General features: G+C 71.2%; 15 protein-coding genes. 6 read left to right on the top strand and 9 right to left on the bottom strand.

Translation table 11 applies throughout. The annotated features are described in order from the left end of the window. Positions 1-63: 63 nt before the first annotated feature. Positions 64-447, top strand: a complete 384-nt coding sequence (locus BJ979_RS10100; RefSeq protein WP_179567554.1) for a RidA family protein — start codon at positions 64-66, stop codon at positions 445-447. A gap of 23 nt (positions 448-470) precedes the next feature. On the opposite strand, the gene BJ979_RS10095 is transcribed toward BJ979_RS10100, so the two are convergent. After that, complete coding sequence (locus BJ979_RS10095) at positions 471-1,877, bottom strand: MFS transporter (RefSeq protein ID WP_246287092.1); 1,407 nt, start codon at positions 1,875-1,877, stop codon at positions 471-473. A gap of 258 nt (positions 1,878-2,135) precedes the next feature. Here BJ979_RS10095 and BJ979_RS10090 point away from each other — a divergent pair, with 258 nt between their 5' ends. Next, positions 2,136-2,912, top strand: a complete 777-nt coding sequence (locus tag BJ979_RS10090) for a CPBP family intramembrane glutamic endopeptidase (RefSeq protein WP_179567553.1) — start codon at positions 2,136-2,138, stop codon at positions 2,910-2,912. A 16-nt stretch (positions 2,913-2,928) separates the two neighbouring features. On the opposite strand, the gene BJ979_RS10085 is transcribed toward BJ979_RS10090, so the two are convergent. Together BJ979_RS10085 and BJ979_RS10080 are read right to left on the bottom strand one after the other, a co-directional pair. Then, a complete protein-coding gene (locus BJ979_RS10085; RefSeq protein ID WP_179567552.1) occupies positions 2,929-3,936 on the bottom strand; it encodes a GNAT family N-acetyltransferase in 1,008 nt (335 codons plus the stop codon). Next, positions 3,921-4,505: a TetR/AcrR family transcriptional regulator gene (locus BJ979_RS10080; RefSeq protein ID WP_179567550.1), complete on the bottom strand. Its 585-nt coding sequence runs from the start codon at positions 4,503-4,505 to the stop codon at positions 3,921-3,923. The genes BJ979_RS10085 and BJ979_RS10080 overlap by 16 nt, the downstream gene beginning before the upstream one ends. A gap of 263 nt (positions 4,506-4,768) precedes the next feature. Here BJ979_RS10080 and BJ979_RS10075 point away from each other — a divergent pair, with 263 nt between their 5' ends. Further along, positions 4,769-5,524, top strand: coding sequence for an SDR family NAD(P)-dependent oxidoreductase (locus BJ979_RS10075; RefSeq protein ID WP_179567548.1), 756 nt, complete (start codon positions 4,769-4,771; stop codon positions 5,522-5,524). Positions 5,525-5,618: 94 nt separating this feature from the next. Here BJ979_RS10075 and BJ979_RS10070 read toward each other — a convergent pair whose 3' ends face one another. Then, positions 5,619-7,829 carry a protein kinase domain-containing protein gene (locus tag BJ979_RS10070; protein WP_179567546.1) on the bottom strand — a complete coding sequence of 737 codons (2,211 nt, stop codon included), beginning with the start codon at positions 7,827-7,829 and terminating at the stop codon, positions 5,619-5,621. A gap of 198 nt (positions 7,830-8,027) precedes the next feature. Further along, positions 8,028-8,711: a DedA family protein gene (locus tag BJ979_RS10065; protein ID WP_179567544.1), complete on the bottom strand. Its 684-nt coding sequence runs from the start codon at positions 8,709-8,711 to the stop codon at positions 8,028-8,030. Positions 8,712-8,784: 73 nt separating this feature from the next. Between BJ979_RS10065 and BJ979_RS10060 the strand changes: the two genes are divergently transcribed. Next, positions 8,785-9,678, top strand: coding sequence for an HNH endonuclease (locus BJ979_RS10060; protein ID WP_179567542.1), 894 nt, complete (start codon positions 8,785-8,787; stop codon positions 9,676-9,678). 85 nt (positions 9,679-9,763) lie between these two features. Beyond that, entirely contained in the window at positions 9,764-11,887 is a 2,124-nt protein-coding gene (locus tag BJ979_RS10055; RefSeq protein WP_179567540.1) for a RecQ family ATP-dependent DNA helicase, read from the top strand. A gap of 54 nt (positions 11,888-11,941) precedes the next feature. Here BJ979_RS10055 and mfd read toward each other — a convergent pair whose 3' ends face one another. The 4 genes from mfd to BJ979_RS10035 form a co-directional block, all read right to left on the bottom strand. Next, a complete protein-coding gene (gene mfd, locus BJ979_RS10050) occupies positions 11,942-15,541 on the bottom strand; it encodes a transcription-repair coupling factor (RefSeq protein ID WP_179567538.1) in 3,600 nt (1,199 codons plus the stop codon). A gap of 54 nt (positions 15,542-15,595) precedes the next feature. Then, entirely contained in the window at positions 15,596-16,180 is a 585-nt protein-coding gene (pth, locus tag BJ979_RS10045) for an aminoacyl-tRNA hydrolase (RefSeq protein WP_179567536.1), read from the bottom strand. Positions 16,181-16,227: 47 nt separating this feature from the next. Further along, positions 16,228-16,869, bottom strand: coding sequence for a 50S ribosomal protein L25/general stress protein Ctc (locus BJ979_RS10040; protein ID WP_179567534.1), 642 nt, complete (start codon positions 16,867-16,869; stop codon positions 16,228-16,230). Positions 16,870-17,091: 222 nt separating this feature from the next. Beyond that, a complete protein-coding gene (locus tag BJ979_RS10035; RefSeq protein ID WP_179567532.1) occupies positions 17,092-18,147 on the bottom strand; it encodes a hypothetical protein in 1,056 nt (351 codons plus the stop codon). 242 nt (positions 18,148-18,389) lie between these two features. Between BJ979_RS10035 and BJ979_RS10030 the strand changes: the two genes are divergently transcribed. Beyond that, positions 18,390-20,936 carry a LamG-like jellyroll fold domain-containing protein gene (locus tag BJ979_RS10030; RefSeq protein WP_343046658.1) on the top strand — a complete coding sequence of 849 codons (2,547 nt, stop codon included), beginning with the start codon at positions 18,390-18,392 and terminating at the stop codon, positions 20,934-20,936. Positions 20,937-20,993 lie beyond the last annotated feature (57 nt).

The raw sequence follows: 20,993 nt of genomic DNA, 5'->3' as shown, positions 1-20,993 counted from the left end.
CGTGGTGGATGCGCGCGTCCGCCGTGGTCATCGCGCCGGCGCGGCGACTGCCACGATGAGCGCATGACACGACGACTCATCTCCAGCGGCTCCGACTTCGAGGCGCAGATCGGCTACTCGCGTGCGGTCGTCGACGGCGACTGGGTGTTCGTCTCGGGCACGACCGGGTACGACTACTCCACCGGTGCGATCTCGAGCGACCTCGGCGAGCAGACGGCGCAGACGCTGCGCAACATCGGCGCCGCGCTGACCGAGGCCGGTGCGTCCTTCGCCGACGTCGTGCGGGTGCACTACCTGCTGACCGACGGCTCGCGCTTCAGCGAGTGCTGGCCCGCCCTGCGCGAGGTGTTCGGCGAGGTGCGACCGGCCGCGACGATGATGCAGGTTCCGCTCATGGAGCCGGAGATGCTCATCGAGATCGAGGTCACCGCGCGCATCCGCTCGTAGCGGCGATCCAGCCGAGACAGCGGTCAGGCGGGCTGCTCGGCCTCGCCGGCGCCGGCTCCGGGTGCGCCCGCCGCGGGCGCTTCGCGCTGCGCGACCGGCGTGCGCGGCATCGCGACCGCGGCGGCGAGCGCCAGCAGTGCGACCACGACGACCGCGACGAACACCGCCGACGATCCGGCGACGACCGACGACGCCACCTGCTCGCCGCCGGCGCCCGTGCGGATGAGCGCGTTCGCGATCGCACCGAACACGGCGACGCCGACAGCGCTGCCGACGCTGCGCGCGAACATGTTGAGTCCGGTGACGACGCCGCGCTCGCCCCAGCTCGCCGTCGACTGCGCCGCGAGCAGCGAGGGCGTCGCGATGAGCCCGCAGCCGAGTCCGGTGACGAAGGCGGTGATCGCGACCGTGACGACACTCGGGGTGCCGGCGGTCGCGACGAGCGCGAGCGTGCCGATCATCAGGAACACCATGCCGGTGAGCACCGTGCGCTTGAACCCGAAGCGCAGATAGAGCCGACCCGACAGCGTCGCCGCGATGGGCCAGCCGAGCGTGAGCGCGGCGAGCGCGAGCCCGGCCAGCAGCGGCGCGGTGCCGATCGAGCCCTCGAGATACGTCGGCACGTACGAGGTGAGCCCGAGCACGACGGCGCCGATCGCGAGCGAGATCAGGTTGGTCGTGACGAGCAGCCGACTGCGCAGCATCCGCAGCGGCAGGATCGGCTCGGCTGCGCGGCTCTCGACGATCAGCGCCGCGACGAGCAGCAGCGCCCCGACGCCGAAGACGACGAAGCTGGGTGTCGATGCCCAGGCCCACGCCTGTCCGCCCTCGAGCACCCCGAGGATCAGCAGTGCGAGCGCTCCGGTCAGCAGCGCGGCGCCGAGGTAGTCGATGCGGTGCTTCCGCTTCTCGACGCTCTCGTGGAAGTTGCGCAGCAGCAGCGCGGCCGCGATCAGGCAGAGCGGCACGTTGATGAAGAAGATCCAGCGCCACGCATCCAGCTGGGCGAAGACGCCGCCGAGCGTCGGCCCGACGACCGACGAGATCGCCCAGACGCTGGCCATGTAGCCCTGCGTCTTCGCGCGCTCGGCGAGCGTGTAGATGTCGCCCGCGATCGTCATCGCGAGCGGCTGGATGGCGCCGGCACCGAGGCCCTGCACGGCGCGGAAGGCGATGAGCGAGGGCATGTCCCAGGCGACCCCGCAGAGGATCGACCCGAGCAGGAACAGCGCGATGCCCGCGAGCATGACCGGCTTGCGGCCGAGGGTGTCGGCGAGCTTCGAGTAGACCGGCACAGCCACGGCCTGCGCGAGCAGGTAGATCGAGAACAGCCACGGGAACTGCGCGAAGCCGCCGAGCTCGCGCGTGATCGTCGGCACCGCGGTTGCGAGGATCGTCGAGTCGATCGCGATGAGGCCCGTCGAGAGCATGAGCGCCAGCAGGATGGGCCCGCGCTCCGAGCGGAGGCCGACGCCGGCGACCGGGGCGGCGCCGCTCACAGCCGCGCTCCCGGGTTCGAGATGCCGGCGAGCGGGCTCGGGGTGCGTGTCGGAGACGCGAATGCGGGGGCGGCGAGGGTGCGGGTCATCACCGTGATGCAATGCGGAGCCCGCCTCCGGCATTCCCCGGCGACCTCGCATCCGACCCTCCGCCGGTTCTCTCGGCCGCGACCCGGCAAGATGAACCCGATGGATGCCGTCTTCGCCGCCCGGCTCGCGCTGCTGCTGCTCGTGACCGCCGTGCTGATCTGGCGCGGCGTGCTCAAGGACCGCGAGCAGTACGCGCGCTTCCGCCGCCTCACCTCGACGTGGGCGCGGCAGCGCGTCTACCGACGTTGGCTGATCGAGGGCTTCACCGTCTTCGCGGGGCTGACCGTCGTCATCCTGCTCGCCGTCGCCGGCGACGTCGGGCGGATGCTCGCCGAGCTGCGCGCCTGGGGTCCGTTCGGGCTGCTGCTGCCGGGGCTCGACGGCGGTCGCGGCACGACGATCGGGATCGCGCTCGGGGTGCTGTTCCTGGTCGCGCTCGCGCTGCCCGCGATCCTGCTGAGAGGGAAGGTCGATGAGATCCCCGCGGTCGGCGACGTGCGCGCGCTGCTGCCGCGCAACCGGCGAGAACTCGCGTACGGCGCGGGGATGTCACTCAACGCGGGCGTGATGGAGGAGCTGCTGTTCCGCCTGGCTGTGCCGACGCTGATCTTCAGCGTGCTCGGCGCGATCCCCGCTATCGGTGCGGCCGCTGCGCCCCTCGCCGCCCTGCTCGCGATCCTGCTGTTCGGCTCGCTGCACGCCTATCAGGGCTGGCGCGGAATGCTGACCGCGACGGTGCTCGGGCTGATCTTCTTCGCGCTGTATGTCGCGACCGGCATGATCTGGGTGCCGATCGCCGTGCACGCCCTGTTCGACCTGCGCTCGATGGTGCTGCTGCCGATCGCGCTGGCCGGGGCCTGGCGCGAGCGCGCGTAGTTAGACGCTCAGCCCGTCAGGGCTCGAGCGGATGCGCCGGCTCGCGCACGATGCGCACGCCTGTCTCGCGGTATCCGCCGCGGGCGAAGGTGCGACGCATGGGCGTGTTGTCGGCATCCGTGAGGGCCGTGATCTCCGGCTCGTCCGCCCGGGCGTGCACACGCGTGATCTCGTCGAGCAAGTCGAGACCGTAGCCGCGACCGCGAGCTTCGGGCACGACGCCGAGGTAGCTGACGCTCGCGGAGTAGGCGGAGCGCGAGGGGATGATCACGCCGATCACGTCGTCGATGGAGCCTTCGTCGACGGAGCCGGCTCCGCCGACCCCGCGGTCGAACGCGAGGCGCCAGTCACCACGCCGACCGGGCAGCCCGGCATAGAAGGCGAACTCGTCGCGGGCGTGCTGCTCGGCTCCGACCGCGGCGATCTCGCGGTGCGTCGTGGCGTCGAGCGAGCCGCGCGCGACCCGGGTCAGTGTCGCGATGAAGGCCTCATCGGATGCCGGGCGGAATCCGACCCGCGTCGGCGCCGCCGGCACCGGGTCGCCCCGCCGCCAGAGCAGCTTCACGCGCTCGAGCCGTTGGCCGAGCCCGGCCCGCTCGGCCACTCGCTCCCGCCAGCCGACGGCCGCGGCGAGGTCGGAGCGATCGCGCCAGTCGGCCAGTGCCTCGATATCGAAGCCCGGCATCCGCTCGACGCCCGAGGCGCGGAGCGCCGCATGACCGGCCTCGAGCAGTGCGAGTCCGACCTCCTCGGCATCGACGACGGCGTCGGGTGCCACCCACAGCTCGTCGAGGGCGACCGGATGCTGCTCCCCCGGCGGACCCCACCACAGCGCCCGGCCCACGATGCGCCCATCGAGCTCGGCGATCCAGATCGTGTCGAGGCGGAGTCCCCCGGTATCCAGGTCGCCCCGCAGACGGTCGGCGTCGATGAAACGGGTGCCGTCCGCCGGCTCCAGTGCAAGCAGCCGGGGAACGTCCTCGGCTGTCGCGCTGCGCAGTCGCGGGGTCAGGACTTCGGCCACCAGGCGGGCTGGATGACGTCGAGGATGCCGATGAACACGTCGGGGTCGCGCGGCTCGGGCAGGTCGAGCCAGACCGCGATCGCGCCGACGGCGCCGTCGGCGTGGTGACGGTCGACGCTGGCCTGCACGTAGACGCTGTCGGCGCCCGCGGGTACGGGGGCATCGGGGACGCGCCCCTGCTCGCGCAGCAGGTCGATCGAGGTGAGGAAGTGGTCGCCGAGCATCCGGTGCAGGCTGCCGCCGCCGCTGTCGGGGCCGAGTCCGCGGCGGTAGACGGCGGCGTGGTGGTCGATGTGCTCGATCACGGCGCGCGACACGGCGACGATGGCCTCGACCGGCGCCGCGGCGGTATCGGTGAGGGTGCGCTCGCGGGCCTCGTCGATCTCGGCGCCCAGCGCATCCAGCAGCAGGTCGACCGGCGACGCGGCGTGCTGGTAGAAGGTCGTGCGGTGCACCCCCGCGGCCGCGGCGATGTCGGTGGCGGTGACCTCGGCGATCGACCGTTCGGCGGCGAGCTCGAGCACGGCGGCGCGGAGGGCGGCGCGGCTGCGGCGTTGACGTGCATCCATCATGCCGAACGTTAGTGGACGAGCGTCGTTTTAGACCCTTTGTCCGAACATCTCGACTGGGCGCGTCGCGATGGCCGCGCCGGCCGGGCGGCGAGCGGATGCGGTGAGCCGCGGTTCGAGTCAACACGAACATCCATGCGTAAGCATACACTGCGGAACGGGTGTAGTTTTTCCTGCGGCGACAGACCCGCCGCCGTCACGAAAGCCGACGCCTCCCGGCCACCGCCCTGCTCGCGTCAGCGCATCCCAGGAGGTTCAGCACCATGGCCCAGTACGACGTCTCCGGACGCTCCGCTCTCGTCACCGGAGGCGGATCCGGCATCGGCCGCGCCGTCGCGCACACCCTCGCTGCGAGCGGCGCCAGCGTGCTCGTCGCCGACCTGCGCGCCGAATCGGCCGAGGCCGTCGTCGCCGAGATCGCGGCCGCCGGCGGCACCGCCCAGGCCTTCGTCGGCGACATCTCCGACCCGGCCGTCGCCGAGAAGTCGGTCGCCGCGGCCGCCGCGCTCGCCCCCTTCGGCATCGCCGTCAACAACGCCGGCATCGGCGGCGCCGCGGCTCCGGTCGGCGAGTACCCGATCGACAGCTGGCAGAAGGTCGTCGCGGTCAACCTCAACGCGGTCTTCTACGGCCTGCGCTTCCAGATTCCCGAGCTCGTCAAGAACGGCGGCGGCTCGATCATCAACATGGCCTCGGTGCTCGGCTCGGTCGGCATCCCGATGTCGTCGGCCTACGTCACGACCAAGCACGGCGTGATCGGACTCACCAAGAACGCCGCACTCGAGTACGGCGCCGCCAAGGTGCGCGTCAACGCGGTCGGCCCCGGCTTCATCCACACCCCGCTCGTGGACGCCAACCTCACCGCCGAGGCGCAGAAGGCGCTCGCCGACCAGCACGCCCTCGGCCGCCTCGGTCAGCCCGACGAGGTCGCGTCGCTCGTCGCGTTCCTCGCTTCCGACGCCGCCTCGTTCATCACGGGCAGCTACCACCTCGTCGATGGCGGCTACGCCGCGCACTGACGTTCGACGTCGCCACTCGGGCCCGGTCCGCGCACGCGGATCGGGCCCGAGTCGTCTCCGGACGGCGCCGCCGGCTCCCGCCGCGCGCGCGACGTCAGGTCGTGGGGATCGTCGTCAGGGCGAACAGCAGGATGAAGATCGTCCAGAGCACGCCCGAGATGATCGAGATCGCCCGCAGCATTCCACGGCTCGACTCGGGGGCGATCAGGCGCCGGCCCTTGCCGTCGCTGAGCACATCCCACGACAGCAGGATGAGGTCCATGATCGCCCAGACGCCGATGCCGCCGGCGGTGATCAGCTTGAGCACGCCCGAGACAGGGCGGCCGACGTAGAAGCGGTCGGCGCCGACCACGCCCAGCAGCCAGGAGAGCAGCCAGACGGCGAAGTAGGAGCGGGGCTCACCGGACGGATCGGCGGCGCTCGCGCCGTGCGCGGCACCCGGGTTCGTCGGCGCGGCCGGCGCGTTCGTGAAGCGGTGGACGGTGGCGTCGCCTCCGTCGAACTCGTTCGCGGCATTCGCGGGCGCCGGGCCCTGCGGCGGCATCGGGGTCGAGAACGACTGGGGAGCGAAGCTCTGAGACATCGGGGCCTGCGAGATCGGCGCCGACGACGGGGGCGCCGAGGGGCCGGCGAGGGGTCCGTTGACGAAGGTCGCGGGATGCTGGGTCGCCGTGTTCATCGGAGCGGCGGCTCCGGGGGCGACGGGCTGCGGCGGCGCGAAGCCGGCCGGCGGCGGCACCGGAGCTCCCGGCGTTCCGAGCAGCGGAGCCGGGACGACCGGCGGCATCGAGGCGGCATCGGGCACTGGGTTCCACCCCGCGCCCGGCGTCGCACCAGCGGGGCCGGAGCCGCCGCCGACGGGGGCATTCGCACCGGATCCGCCGGTTCCGCCGGATCCCGGGTTGCTCGCGCCGAGGCCGTCGACGCTCGGGCTGTTCGTTCCATGCCCGGTGATGCCCGCATCCGGGCCGCCCGACGGCGCACCCGTGCCGAAGCCGCCCGTCGCCGGACCGCCCGTTCCCGTGCCGGATCCCCCAGCGGTTCCGGGATCCGCACTCGCCGACCCCGCTCCGCCGAAGCCGGACGCTCCCGGATGCTGCGCGGGCGCCCCGAACGATCCGGGCGCCGACCCGGTGCCGGGGTTCGACGAGAACGAGCCCGATCCCAGCGAGCCCGGCTGGTGCGACCCGGGGCCGTTCGAGGGCCCGCCGCCGGAGTTCGACGAGAAGGAGCCCGACTGCAGCGATCCGGGCTGGTGCGAACCGGGCTGCAGCGATCCCGGGGCGAAGGATCCGACCGAGGCCGGACCGGCGGGCTGGCTCGGGGCGGACGGCGCTCCGGGCGTGCTCGCCGCGCCGTGCAGCACGGCGCCGGGCGCCGCTCCCCCGGGCTGCGCCGGGAAGGCGGGATGACCGCCGAGGTTGGTCGCGGCGGTGCCGAAGGCGGCGCGGCGGTGCGCTTCGCGCTGCTCGGCCACGAACTCGAGGGCCTGCTCGGCGCTGGGACGCTTGCTCGGGTCCACCGAGAGCATCGGGGTGAGCAGCTGCACCTGCTGGGCGTCGAGGCCGGTGAGGTACGGCGGATCGGTCGTCAGGGTGCGGTGCAGCGCGGCGCCGAGCTCGCGGGCGCTGACCTTGGGCACGCGCCACGGCGAGCGTCCGATGCCGGCGAAGGTCAGGGTGCAGGCCGCGGCGAAGAGATCGGCGGCGTAGTGCAGATCCGCTCCGTCGATGCGGCCGTCGACCTGCTCGGGCGAGCAGTAGCCGGGCGTGCCGCCGCCCACATCCCCCGGATCGGAGACGGCGACGAAGGAGGCGATGCCGAAGTCGACGAGCACCGAGCGGCCGGGCTGACGCATGACGTTGGCGGGCTTGACGTCGAGGTGCACGAGGCCGACCTGGTGGGTGGCGTCGAGGGCCGAGAGCAGGTCGTGGGCGAGCGTCCACCACTCGTCACGGGTCAGTGGGCCGCCCTTGCGCACCTCGTCGCGCAGGTCCTGTCCGCGCACGAGCTCGGTCGCGATCCAGAGCAGAGCGGTGTCGTCGTCGTTCTCCTCGATGCCGCTGTCGAGCACCTTGACGACGTAGGGGCTGTCGATGCCCTTCATGACCTTGAACTCGTGGGCGAGGTCGAGAACCATGTCGGGGTCCTGCTGCATGACCTTCATCGCCGCTTCGACACGCGTGCCGTCGACGCGCAGCCGGCTCGCCTCGACGACGTAGCCGAAGGCCCCCTCGCCGAGCTTCTGCCCGAGTCGCCAGCCGGCGATGCGGGCGGGCATCGCGGGGCGGGGGCGGGACGGCATGTGCGGGGCTCCTCGGCGGTGTCGTCGCGGATCCGCGCCGGCGGGCGCGGGTGGCGGGCGTCGTGGTGGTGCGGCTGCGGTCGGCGTTCGCGGGGCGCGACGCGGGCAGACTGAGGGAAGTTTAGCGGTGCGGGTGGATGCGGTGGCAGGTCGGGCGCATCGGGTCATTCACTCGGTGGACAGCCCCGCAGCCGGCGATCAGGACTCCGCGGTGGCGGCCTTCGCATCCAGCTCGACCGCCGCATCCGCCTCACCATCTGCTTCGGCCGCACGACGCGAGCGCCGGTCGAGCACCCAGGCGCGGATGCCGGCGACGATCGAGATGGCGATCACGACGCCCGCGACCGCGTAGGCGATCGGGCGCACGGTCGGGTTGACGGCGGCGAAGTAGCCGATGACGGTGATGAGCACGCCCCAGCTGAGCGCGCCGACGATGTTCGCGGTGAGGAAGCGCCAGTACTTCATGCCGCTGATGCCGGCGATCGGCGGGATGAAGACGCGACCCCACGGGATGTAGCGGCTGATGACGACCGACCACCATCCGAAGAGCTCGTAGAAGCGCTCGGCGCGGCGGATGCCGCCCTTCACCCATCGCCCGTTTCGCTTGGTCAGGTACGGACGCCCGAACCGCCGTCCGAGCCAGAACCCGACCTGGTCGCCGAGCACGGCGGCGATGCCGACGCCGGGGGCGAGGATCCAGATCGACAGGTCGTCGTGCGTACCGGTGAGGATGCCGGCGCCGAACAGCAGCGAGTCCCCCGTGATGAACGGGATGAACACGCCCACGAACAGCGCGGTGCCCGCAAACACGAGCCCCCACACCACGAGGTAGAACACGATCGGCCCCACGTCGCCGAGCAGATTCGCGAGGTCGTGGGCCATGTGCTCCAGGCTACCGCCGCGAACTTAGGGTGCGCTTACCTGATGCTCGTCGACCGCACGCTATACATGACCCATGCCATTGCCGCGTGACGAGCAGGACCGGCTCCGCGCGGACCTATTCGCCGCCTGCACCGCGTTCGTCGAGCGCCGAGGCGGCTTCGTCAGCCGGGACGAGCTCGTCAACTTCGAGCTGCGCGGCCAGCGCATCGGCTTGATCGACCGGAATCGCGGAATCCGGAACCCGGCCGAACTCGACGAGACACTCTCGATCGTGAGTTCTCCCGAGGGCCCTTACTCCGACGAAGTCGCCCTCGACGGGGTACTCCACTACGACTTCGCGCCGGGCCCGCTCCGAGCCGGCGATAACCGCAAGATGCTTGCCGCGTTCGAGGCTCGCACGCCGCTCATCCTCTTCCAGAAGCCCATGCCGAATGTGTACTTGCCGACACTCCCGGTGTACGTGATCAACATCGTTGAGGAACGCCGGAAGTTCATCATCGCGACCTCGGGAGAAGTCCGGAGCCGAGGCGAACTACTCCAAGCGGACGACTTCGAACGTCGGTACCGCGAACAGCTCGTCAGACAGCGGGTTCACCAGCCTGCATTCCGAGCTCGCGTCCTGGTCGCGTACCAGCGCTCCTGTGCGGTCTGCCGGCTCAACCATCCGGAGCTTCTCGATGCCGCCCATATCGTCCCCGATGCTCATGAGCAGGGAATCGCGTCGGTGACCAATGGGCTCGCTCTCTGCAAGATCCACCATTCGGCGTACGACCAGAACTTGATCGGCGTCGATGCCGATTACACGATGCACGTCAACCAGGCCCTGCTTGAGGAACGCGACGGGCCGATGCTGCTGCACGGATTCCAAGAGCTGGACAGAAGTGAGATCCAAGTCCCGCGACAGCGCGGGCTGAGACCGAGTCGCGACGGGCTTGCCTTCCGCTTCGAGCAGTTCCTCTCGGCCTAGCAATTAGCTGTCTCACCCAGCCGCACGTGCGCCTGGAGATCCGAGCACGGCATTTCCTGTCGGTCGGTGCTGACATCGTTGAGGCATGACGGAGACGACGACACGCGAGGCCGCACTCGACGCGCTGCGGGAGCTGGTGCAGCGGGATGACGCCGACTTCCACGAAGGGCAGTTCGAGGCGATCTCGGCGCTCGTCGATGATCGGCGGCGGGCGCTCGTCGTGCAGCGCACCGGGTGGGGCAAGTCGGCCGTGTACTTCGTGTCGACGCTGCTGCTGCGACGGCGCGGGGCCGGGCCGACCATCCTCGTCTCCCCTCTTCTGGCGCTGATGCGCGACCAGGTCGCGGCGGCGGCTCGGGCGGGGGTGCGGGCCGCATCCATCGACTCCAGCAATCAGCACGAGTGGGACGACGTGCGCGCGCGGCTCGCGGCCGACGACATCGACGTGCTGCTGGTGTCGCCCGAGCGGCTCAACAACCCGCAGTTCCGCGAAGAGCAGCTGCCGCAGCTGATCGAGCGCACCGGACTGCTCGTGATCGACGAAGCGCACTGCATCTCCGACTGGGGGCACGACTTCCGGCCCGACTACCGCCGGCTGCGCGAGCTGATCGCCGAGCTGCCCGCATCCATCCCCGTGCTCGCGACCACCGCGACCGCGAACTCGCGCGTCGTCACCGACGTCGTCGAGCAGCTGGGCGGGACGGATGACGTGCTCACCATCCGCGGACCGCTCGCGCGCCGCTCGCTGCGGCTCGGCGTGCTCGAGCTGCCCGACCAGGCCACCCGGCTCGGCTGGCTGCTCGAGCACCTCGGCGACCTGCCCGGCTCGGGCATCATCTACACGCTCACCGTCTCCGCCGCCGAAGACACCGCGCGGCTGCTGCGCCAGGCCGGGCACGAGGTGCTCGCCTACACCGGGCAGACCGAGACCGCCGAGCGGCAGCAGGCCGAAGCCGCGCTCAAGGGCAACCAGGTGAAGGCGCTCGTCGCCACCAGCGCGCTCGGCATGGGCTTCGACAAGCCCGACCTCGGTTTCGTGCTGCACCTCGGCGCGCCCAGCTCGCCCGTCGCCTACTACCAGCAGGTCGGACGCGCCGGCCGCGCCACCGACTCCGCCGACGTGCTGCTGCTGCCGGGCAGCGAAGACCGCGCGATCTGGGAGTACTTCGCCACCACGAGCATGCCCACCCGCGAGCGCGCCGAAGCCGTGCTCGCCGAACTTCGCCCCGACGAGCCGACCTCCACGCCCGCGCTCGAGGCGCTCGTCGACGTGAAGCGCAGCCGACTCGAACTGCTGCTCAAGGTGCTCGACGTGGATGGCGCCGTGCGGCGCGTGCGCGGCGGATGGGTGTCGACCGGCTCGCCGTGGGTCTACGACGAGGAGCGCTACCGGCGCATCGCCGAAGCCCGGCAGGCCGAGCAGAACAGCATGCTGACCTACGAGTCGCGGGGCGTGAGCGAGCAGATCCGCTGCCGCATGGAGTTCCTGCAGAACGCCCTCGACGACGACAGCGCGACGCCCTGCGGACGCTGCGACCTCTGCGCCGGTGCCTGGTACCCGGCCGAGGTCGCCGGCGACGGACGATCGACCGCCGACGCCGCGCTGCGCCGCGCCGGCGTCGCGCTCGAACCGCGCAAGCAGTGGCCCGTCGGCGCGAGCGAACGCGGCATCCCCGTGCGCGGCAACATCGCCCCGGCGGAGCGCCCCGAAGAAGGACGCGCGGTCGCCCGGCTCACCGACCTCGGCTGGGGCGGTCCGCTGCGCGAGCTCTTCGCGCCCGGACACGAGGATGCGCCGGTGCCGCCCGCCCTGCTCGACGCTGCGGTGTCAGTGCTCGCGGAGTGGGGATGGGCCACCCGCCCGGTCGGGATCGTCACGATGCCGAGCCGCTCGCGTCCGCAACTCATCCGCTCGCTGGCGGAAGGACTGTCGCGCGTCGGACGGCTTCCGATCCTGGGCGAGCTCGACGCCCTGCCCGACGCGCCGCCGAGCGGCGCCGGCGGGGCCAGCGCGTTCCGACTCGCCGGCGTGTGGTCGTCTTTCCAGATCGGGCCGGCGCTCAGCGAGCAGCTCGAGGCGCATCCGGGGCCGGTGCTGCTCGTCGACGACGTCGCCGACTCGCGCTGGACGTTCACCGTCGCCGCGCGACTGCTGCGGCAGGCCGGCGCCGGGGCGGTGCTGCCGTTCGCGCTCGCGCTGCGCGGCTGAGCGAGCGGGTGCGAGAGCGACCGACTACCCGGCTGACGGCTATCGCGCGATCCGCTACGCGTCGTCTCCCGACTTCGGCGGGAAGATCGCGCCGAGCAGCGAGCCGACCCAGGTGACGAGGTCGCCATCCACCGTGTCCGCCGGCATCGGCACCGAGACCGCGTGCTGCGCCGCGAAGAGGCGGGCGCCCGGGTACATGCGCTGCAGGCGCACCTGCAGCGAGTCGGGCAGATCGGCGGGCGCGATGCGCAGGTTGCCGCCCATCGCGACGACATCCGACAGTCCGGCCTTCTGGGCGGCGCGGCGCAGGCGCGACACCGCGACGAGCGTCTGCACGACCGCGGGCGGCTCGCCGTAGCGGTCGGTCAGCTCCTCGACGACCGTGTCGAGCGCGTCATCCGGTGAGGCCGGCGCCGACGCGGTCGACAGCTTCTGGTACGCCTCGAGGCGCAGGCGCTCGCTCTCGACGTAGGTCTCGGGGATGTGCGCATCCACCGGCAGCTCGAGGCGCAGCTCGGTCTGGCCCTCGGCGACGTCGCCGCGGAAGGTCGACACCGCCTCGCCGATCATGCGCAGATACAGGTCGAAGCCGACGCCCGCGATGTGACCCGACTGCTCGCCGCCGAGCAGGTTGCCGGCGCCGCGCATCTCGAGGTCCTTGAGGGCGATCTGCATGCCGCCGCCGAGCTCGTTGTTCGCGGCGATCGTCTCGAGGCGATCCTGCGCGGTCTCGCTGAGCGGCTTCGTCTCGTCGTAGAGGAAGTAGGCGTAGGCGCGCTCGCGACCGCGGCCGACGCGACCGCGGATCTGGTGCAGCTGCGACAGGCCGTACTTGTCGGCCTTGTCGATGATCAGGGTGTTCGCGTTGGCGATGTCGATGCCGGTCTCGATGATCGTCGTCGTGACGAGCACGTCGTACTTGCGCTCCCAGAAGTCGACGATGACCTGCTCGAGCTGGCTCTCGCTCATCTGCCCGTGGGCGACGCCGATGCGCGCCTCGGGCACGAGCTCGGCGATCTTCGCCGCCTGCCCGGTGATCGACTTCACGCGGTTGTGAACGTAGAAGACCTGGCCCTCGCGCAGCATCTCGCGGCGGATCGCGGCCGCGACCTGCTTGTCGCTGTAGGCGCCGACGTAGGTGAGGATCGGGTGCCGGTCCTCCGGCGGCGTCGCGAGTGTCGACATCTCGCGGATGCCGGTGACCGCCATCTCGAGCGTGCGCGGGATGGGCGTGGCGCTCATCGCGAGGATGTCGACGTTCGTCTTGAGCTTCTTCAGCGCATCCTTGTGCTCGACGCCGAAGCGCTGCTCCTCGTCGATGATGACGAGCCCGACATCCTTGAACTTGACGCTGTCGCTGAGGATGCGGTGGGTTCCGATGACGATGTCGACCTCGCCGGTCAGCAGGCCGTCGATCGTCTCCTTCGTCTCCTTGTCGCTCTGAAAGCGGCTCAGCGCGCGCAGGTGCACGGGGAAGCCGGCGAAGCGCTCGGCGAAGGTCTCCATGTGCTGGCGCACGAGCAGCGTGGTCGGCACGAGCATCGCGACCTGCTTGCCGTCTTGCACGGCCTTGAACGCGGCTCGGATCGCGATCTCGGTCTTGCCGTAGCCGACGTCGCCCGAGATGAGGCGGTCCATCGGGATCTCACGGCGCATGTCGGCCTTGACCTCGTCGATCACGGTCAGCTGATCGGGCGTCTCCATGTAGGGGAACGCCTCCTCCAGCTCGTGCTGCCACGGGGTGTCGGGGCCGAAGGCGTGACCCTTGGATGCCATGCGGGCGCTGTAGAGCTTGACCAGCTCGACGGCGATGTCGCGCACCGCCTTGCGCGCCTTGCCCTTGGCGGCGGCCCAGTCGGATCCGCCCATCTTGCTCAGCGCGGGCGCCTCGCCGCCGACGTAGCGGGTGAGCTGGTCGAGCTGATCGGTGGGCACGCTGAGTCGGTCGCCGGGATGGCCGCGCTTCGACGGCGCGTACTCGATCACCAGGTACTCGCGCTTGACCTTCGCGTTGGTGACGCTCGTGCCGAGCGGACCGCGCGGGGTGCGCACGCCGCTCGCGACCTCGCGCTGGATGAGCTCGACGAATCGGCCGATGCCGTGGGTCTCGTGCACGACGTAGTCGCCGGGCTTGAGCTGCAGCGGGTCGACGACGGCCTTGCGGCGGGCGGCGAGCTTGCGCGGGCGGCCGGAGTCGATTCCGACGGCGCGACCGTAGAACTCGGCCTCGCCGATCACCGCGAACTTGGCGTCGGGCAGCTGGAAGCCCGACTCGACCGAGCCGCGCACGAGCTGCGCGACGCCGGCCTCGATCTCCGGGTCGACGGCGTCGAGGATGCGCGCGGCAGCGCCCGTCTCGCCGAGCACGTCGGCGGCGCGCTCGAGCAGGCCCTGCCCGCCCGCGACGACCACGACACGCCAGCCGTCGCGCAGCAGGCCGGCGACGTGGTCGACGGCGCCGGTCGCCTGTCCGGCGAAGCTCGGCACCGCATCCGCCGCGATGCGCACCACGTCGTCGTCGTTCGCATCGAAGGGACTGATCGTCAGCCACTGGCGGCCGGCGCCGGCGGCTTCGCGCAGGCCCTTCACGCTGAGGAAGCTGCCCGCGGCGAGGTCGTCGCGGAAGGCGCGACCGAGGTCGATCGGGGCGTCGGCACCCGCAGTCGCGGCGCTCCACGCGGCGTCGAGGAACTCGCGGTCGGTGTCGACGAGGTCCTTCGCGCGGCTCGCGATGCGCTCGGGCGAGAGCACGGCGACCGTCGCCTCCGCCGGCAGGTAGTCGGTGAGCGGCAGCAGCTTCGGCAGCAGCACCGGCGCGAGCGCCTCCATGCCCTCGGCGGGGATGCCCTCCCCCAGCTTCGACAGGATCGGCGCGAGGGTCGGGAACTCGTGCTCGAGCTCGCGCGCCCGCTGACGCACGTCCTGCGTGAGCAGCAGCTCGCGGCCGGCGCCGAGCTCGACGCGCTCGACCTTCTCGGCGAGCGAGCGCTGGTCGGCGACCGAGAACCGGCGCAGCTGCTCGACCTCGTCGCCGAAGAACTCCGCGCGCAGCGGGTGGTCGGCATCCGGCGGGAAGACGTCGAGGATGCCGCCGCGCACCGCGAACTCGCCGCGACGGGTGACCATGTCGACCCGGCTGTAGGCGAGCTCGACGAGCTGCGCCGAGAGCCGGTTGAGCTCGAAGCCGCGGGCACCGGGCTCGAGCACGATCGGCTCGAGCACGTCGAGGCCCGGGGCGAGCGGCTGCAGCGCGGCGCGCACGCTCGCGACGAGGATCAGGTGCTGCGAGCGATCCCAGCGGTGGATGCGGCGCAGCGACGCGAGACGGGTCCCGACAGTCTCGGCGCTCGGGCTGAGGCGCTCGTGCGGCAGCGTCTCCCAGGCCGGGAACGGCAGGATCTCGGCGTCGGGCAGGTAGCTGGCGAGCGCGGCACGCAGCTGCTCGGACTCGCGGCTCGTCGCCGTGATCGCGAGGAGCGCTCGGCCCTGCCCCGCAGCACCCGACTTGCCGCCGGCCTCCGCCGCCAGCTGGTCGAGGATGCCGCCGAGCACCGGAGCTCGCAGCCCGTCGACGAGCGAGAGATCCGCATCCGAAACCGGATACGCCGAACCACGGGCGCGCTGAAGCGCCGGAATCACACCGTGCAGACCCACTCGTTCGAGTTTAGGCGGCACCGCCGACACGCGCCGACGCCAGTGAGCCCGCGCTCAGGCGCGCGGCGCGTGCCAGCGCTGCTGCGCGGCGAGGAGGCCGTCATCGACGAGCTGCTCGGTCGCATCCACCGCGTCCGTCAGCAGCGACGGCAGGGATGCGCGCTCGGTCGACGCGAAGGGCTTCAGCACGAAGTCGGCGGAGTCCTGGCGGCCGGGCGGGCGGCCGATGCCGATGCGCACGCGCAGGAACTCCGGGGTGCCGAGCGCGCTGATGATGTCGCGCAGGCCGTTGTGCCCGCCGTGACCGCCGCCCTGCTTGAGGCGCACGGTGTCGAACGGCAGATCGAGCTCGTCGTGCAGCACGACGACGCGCTCGGCGGGCAGCGAATAGAACTTCGCCAGCTGCGAGACCGGCCCGCCCGAGTTGTTCATGAAGCTCAGCGGCTTGGCCACGATGAGCTTGGCCGCGCCGGGACGGATCCATCCCTCGGCGACGACGCTGTTGGTCTTGTGGCGCGAGAACCTCGCGCCGATGCGGTCGGCGAGGTCGTCGACCGCCATCTGCCCCACATTGTGACGCGTGGCCGCGTAGGCGGGCCCGGGGTTGCCGAGCCCGACCACGAGCCACGCGTCACTCATGCGGAACTGTTTCGCGATTCGCGAGAACGAGAAGAGGCGCGAGCCTCTTACTCGGCGTCGCCCTCGGCGGCCTCGGCGGCGTCGCCCTCAGCGACCTCGCCCTCAGCGGCGTCGCCCTCAGCGGCCTCGCCCTCCTCGGGCAGGTCGACGACGGCCGGGGTGGTGATGTTGACCACGAGCACCTCGGGGTCGGTGAGCAGCGTGGCGCCCTTCGGCAGCTCGACGTCCTTCGCGAGGATCTGCGTGCCCTCCTCGAGGCCCTCGGCACTGACGTGCAGGTTCTCGGGGATGTGCGTGGCCTCGACCTCGACCGACAGCGTGGTCGCGTCGAGCGCGATGATCGTGCCGGGGGCCGACTCGCCGTCGACGTGCACGGGCACATCCACGGTGACCTTCTCGCCACGGCGCACGACGATGAGGTCGATGTGCTCGACGAGCTGGCGCACCGGGTCCTTCTGCACGTCCTTGACGAGGGCGAGCTGGCTCTCGCCGTTGATGTCGAGGTCGAGGATGGCGTTCGCCTTGCGCAGGATCAGCGCCGTCTCGTGACCGGGCAGGTTGATGTGGCGCGGCTCGGTGCCGTGGCCGTAGATCACGGCGGGGATCTTGTGGGCGGCGCGGATGCGGCGGGCAGCGCCCTTGCCGAACTCGGTGCGCTCTTCGGCGACCAGCTTGTTGTCGTCAGCCATGGCTGTTGTTCTCCTTGCCGGGCTCTCGCCCGAATCGTGTGCGGTTTCAACTCGAACGCAGGACAGCGTGAGGAAGAACACAGCGGGTCGCGCCCGGGGCCTTGCTCACCGCGTCGATCACGGATGCGGGCAGATGCGCGCATCCCTCGCCGAGGTCTCGCAGGAGTCTAGCCGGGGGTAGGCGCCGAGCGCGAACCGGCAGCGCAGATGCCACCGCGAGCGTCAGCGCCCGCGCGGGGCTCCGTTGCCGCCGTCCCAGGATCCGGGCGCGTTCGGCGGCGAGTACAGAACCGCTCCGTCGCGCGACGCGCCCTCGCCCGGCAGGATGATCGCGGTCGGCGCATCCCCGTCGACGGACGGCCGAGCGGCCACGAAGCTGCTGCGGCGCGCACCGACCCGACCGGCCAGCCGCCCGGCGATGCCGGCGCCGATCAGCACGCAGCCGAGGATGAGGAACGAGCCCGACCAGGCGAAGGTCTGCACGCCGCTGAGCGCATCGCGCAGTCCCCGCTGCGCGGCGATCGGAGCGACGGCGCTCGCCGGCACGAAGAGGTAGAAGATGCTCGCCACGATCAGCACGAATCCGCCGAGCAGAGCGGCGAGCGAGCTCCACCGCACCGCCAGCACGAAGATCAGGAAGAGCACGGCGCCGAGCAGCAGCAGGGCGATCCCCCACGGGCTCGGGCCGCGCAGCGCCTCGGTGGTCTGCACGTAGTTCGCGAAGCCTCCCGCCGCGATCAGGCCGGCGGCCGGCAGCGCGACGAACAGGGCGACGAGCAGCCCGACGATCCGGGCGACCGCGGGCGAGGCGACGGTGCCGCGCCGGCGACGCACAGCGACGACACCGAGCAGGATGTTGGCGAGGCCGATCACGAGCACGAGCCCGGTCGGCAGGGCGAGATAGAGGCCGGTTCCGAGGTCGGGCAGCACGTCGTAGATCCAGCCGACCGCGACCTGCACCGGACTCGCGGGACCGTCGATGCCGCCGAACCGCGCGGGCAGCACGACCGCCGCGAGGCCGACGACCGTCTGCACCGCGCCGACGACGATCACCCCGAGCGACGACCATCCGGCGGTCGCGGAGGCGACGAGGTGCAGCAGCGCCCCGACCGCGACGAGCGTGAGCGCGATCGCGAGCACGCCGACCGACTGCGCGTTGCCGAGCCCGCCGAACGACGAGACGAGCGTGCGGTACACGACCCCGCCCTGACTCAGCGCGAGGGCGCCGCCGCCGAGCGAGGCGACGACGGCGATGAGCAGCGACAGCGATCGGGCCATGATCAGCAACCTCTCCAGCGGTGGACGAGCATGCGCCTACTGTGCCGCATGTGCCCCATTCGGGGGTGGAATCTGTCACGATGAATCAGAACCGCGCAGTTCTGAAACTGATCCTGGCTTTTCGGACAGGTTTTTGAAACTATGATCGCGCGGTGTCGAGGGCGAGACCGCGCGAGAGTCGACCCCCCGATCCCGCTCGCCGCCCCGTCGCCGCATCGCACTCGACGACGAGGGAGATCGCAGTGAGACGCACCAACAACCGGAGAGGACCGGGCGCTCGAGCGCTCGGCGCACTCGTGACCGCCGGCATCGCCATCGGACTGGCCGGGCTTCCGGCCATCGCCGCCGACGCCGCCCCGCCCAAGACCTGGAGCGGCATCACCCCGCCGCTCAGCACGCCGTGGACCGACAAGGTGTCGCCCACGAACGCGCTGCCCGACTACCCGCGACCGCAGCTCGCGCGCCCCACGGCCGCGAACCCGGAGTGGGTCAACCTCAACGGCCTGTGGCAGTACGCCGGAACCGACGGCTACAGCGCCCCGCCCATCGGCAAGGACCTGACCGGGCAGATCCTCGTGCCGTACCCGACCGAGTCGGCGCTCTCGGGCGTGCAGAAGCACTCCGAGTTCATGTTCTACCGCCGCACCGTCGAGGTTCCGAATAACCTCACCAGCGGCGGCAAGCACGTCAACATCAACTTCGGCGCCGTCAACTACGACGCCACCGTCTACGTCAACGGCCGCCAGGTCGGTCGCCACCTCGGCGGCTACGACGCCTTCAGCATCGACATCACCAGCGCGCTGAAGAAGTCGGGACCGCAGGAGATCGTGGTCGCCGTCCACTCCCCTGTCGACGCGGCCAACATCCCCGTCGGCAAGCAGCGCAACGAGCCCGGCGGCATCTTCTACACCGCCGCATCCGGCATCTGGCAGACCGTCTGGCTCGAATCGGTCCAGCCGGCCAGCATCGCCAGCTTCACCGCCACCCCCGACGTCGACACCGCGTCGTTCGCCATCTCGGCGGGCTTCAACGGCGACGCCGCCGGCGGCACGCTGAAGGTGGATGTGCTCGCCGACGGCAAGAAGGTCGCCAGCGCGACCGGCGCCGCGGGCGGAGCCATGACGATCTCGGTGCCCAAGCCGCGCCTCTGGTCGCCGGAGGACCCGTTCCTCTACACCTTCCAGGCGAAGCTCACCGTGAACGGCAAGACCGACAAGGTCGAGAGCTACGCGGGCCTGCGCGAGATCGCGGTCGAGAACGTCAACGGCAAGCAGCGCATCACCCTCAACCACAAGGCGACGTTCCTGCTGTCGACGCTCGACCAGGGCTACTGGCCCGACGGCATCTACACGGCGCCGACCGATGACGCGCTGAAGTTCGACATCCAGAAGACCAAGGACCTCGGCTTCAACACGATCCGCAAGCACATCAAGGTCGAGCCGGCCCGCTGGTACTACTGGGCCGACAAGCTCGGGCTCATGGTCTGGCAGGACTCGCCGGCGCTGCCGACGGGACGCAACGCGAACCTCAGCGACGGCGACAAGGCGAACTTCCGTGCCGAGACCTCGCGCATGGTGAGCCAGCTCTCGAACGTCACCTCGATCATCGGCTGGATTCCCTTCAACGAGGGATGGGGCCAGTGGAGCGTGCAGGCGGCCTCGGAGGTCGGCGCGCAGGTGAAGGCGCAGGATCCGTCGCGACTGGTCAACGACCGCTCCGGCTCGAACTGCTGCGACACCCCCGGTGACCCGGGCACGGGTGACGTCATCGACTGGCACCAGTACCAGGGACCTGCCCTGCCGGCGCCGGATGCGACACGTGCGTCCATCGACGGCGAGCACGGCGGTCTGACGCTGACCATCGAGGGCCACACCTGGCCGGGCGCGCCGATCAACCCCTACGGCTCGGTGAAGGACAAGAAGGAGCTCAACGACAAGTACGTCGCCAACACGAAGGTGCTGCGCGACCAGGGAGCCCCCTACGGTCTGTCAGGCGCCGTCTACACCCAGATCACGGATGTCGAGGGCGAGCAGAACGGCTTCTTCACCTACGACCGCAAGGTCGAGAAGGTCAACGAGCAGCGCGTTCGCGAGATCAACCAGGCCGTGATCGCAGCGGGCGACAAGACCCCGCCCGCTCCCCCGGCCGGCACGCCCGGACTCGCCGGCGTCGGCGCCTGGGGCTTCGACGAGGCCTCCGGCACGACCGCGGAGGACGCCGTCGGCAAGAACCCGCTGACGATCCACGGCGACGCGGCGCGGGTTCCGGCTCGTGACGGCGCCGAGGGCAGCGCCCTGCAGCTCGACGGATCGACCCAGTGGGCCGACACCGCCAAGACCGTGCTGAAGACGACCGATCGCAACTACTCCGTCTCGGCGTGGGTCAAGTTCGACCAGGTCGGCGATGCCTTCCAGACGGTCGTGAGCGAAGACGGCGACAACGTCAGCTCGTTCTTCCTGCAGTACTCCGGTGCTGACAAGAAGCTCGCGTTCTCGTTCGTGGGCGCCCGCGCGCTGGCGAACGACGTCACCGTCGAGCCGAACCGCTGGTACCACCTGGTCGGCGTGCGCGACATCACCACCTCGAGCCTGACGATCTACGTCGACGGCGCGAAGGCCGGTTCGGTGTCGGTGCTCGGCAACGGCGAGACCGCGACCGGCGGCCTCCAGATCGGTCGCGGCAAGTACGACGGCAAGCCCGTCGACTTCCTCGACGGCGCCGTGGACGGCGTGCGGGTCTTCGACCGCACGCTGTCGGCGGACGAGGTGGCGCAGCTCGCGAAGGGCTGACTCAGCTGGGATGCGCGGGGCTCTTCGGGTGGCCCCGCGCATCCCGAGCACCGCGGC

This window comes from Schumannella luteola, assembly GCF_013408685.1.
Taxonomy (GTDB): domain Bacteria; phylum Actinomycetota; class Actinomycetes; order Actinomycetales; family Microbacteriaceae; genus Schumannella; species Schumannella luteola.
The sequence above is the reverse complement of the archived record's forward strand: the minus strand, read 5'-3'. Positions and strand labels throughout refer to the sequence as shown.

Bases quoted from the DNA above. Each gene is read 5' to 3' on its own strand.
- BJ979_RS10100 (WP_179567554.1), top strand. From the start codon at position 64: ATGACACGACGACTCATCTCCAGCGGCTCCGACTTCGAGGCGCAGATC.
- BJ979_RS10095 (WP_246287092.1), bottom strand. From the start codon at position 1,877: ATGCTCTCGACGGGCCTCATCGCGATCGACTCGACGATCCTCGCAACC.
- BJ979_RS10090 (WP_179567553.1), top strand. From the start codon at position 2,136: ATGGATGCCGTCTTCGCCGCCCGGCTCGCGCTGCTGCTGCTCGTGACC.
- BJ979_RS10080 (WP_179567550.1), bottom strand. From the start codon at position 4,505: ATGGATGCACGTCAACGCCGCAGCCGCGCCGCCCTCCGCGCCGCCGTG.
- BJ979_RS10075 (WP_179567548.1), top strand. From the start codon at position 4,769: ATGGCCCAGTACGACGTCTCCGGACGCTCCGCTCTCGTCACCGGAGGC.
- BJ979_RS10070 (WP_179567546.1), bottom strand. From the start codon at position 7,829: ATGCCGTCCCGCCCCCGCCCCGCGATGCCCGCCCGCATCGCCGGCTGG.
- BJ979_RS10065 (WP_179567544.1), bottom strand. From the start codon at position 8,711: ATGGCCCACGACCTCGCGAATCTGCTCGGCGACGTGGGGCCGATCGTG.
- BJ979_RS10060 (WP_179567542.1), top strand. From the start codon at position 8,785: ATGCCATTGCCGCGTGACGAGCAGGACCGGCTCCGCGCGGACCTATTC.
- BJ979_RS10055 (WP_179567540.1), top strand. From the start codon at position 9,764: ATGACGGAGACGACGACACGCGAGGCCGCACTCGACGCGCTGCGGGAG.
- pth (WP_179567536.1), bottom strand. From the start codon at position 16,180: ATGAGTGACGCGTGGCTCGTGGTCGGGCTCGGCAACCCCGGGCCCGCC.
- BJ979_RS10040 (WP_179567534.1), bottom strand. From the start codon at position 16,869: ATGGCTGACGACAACAAGCTGGTCGCCGAAGAGCGCACCGAGTTCGGC.
- BJ979_RS10035 (WP_179567532.1), bottom strand. From the start codon at position 18,147: ATGGCCCGATCGCTGTCGCTGCTCATCGCCGTCGTCGCCTCGCTCGGC.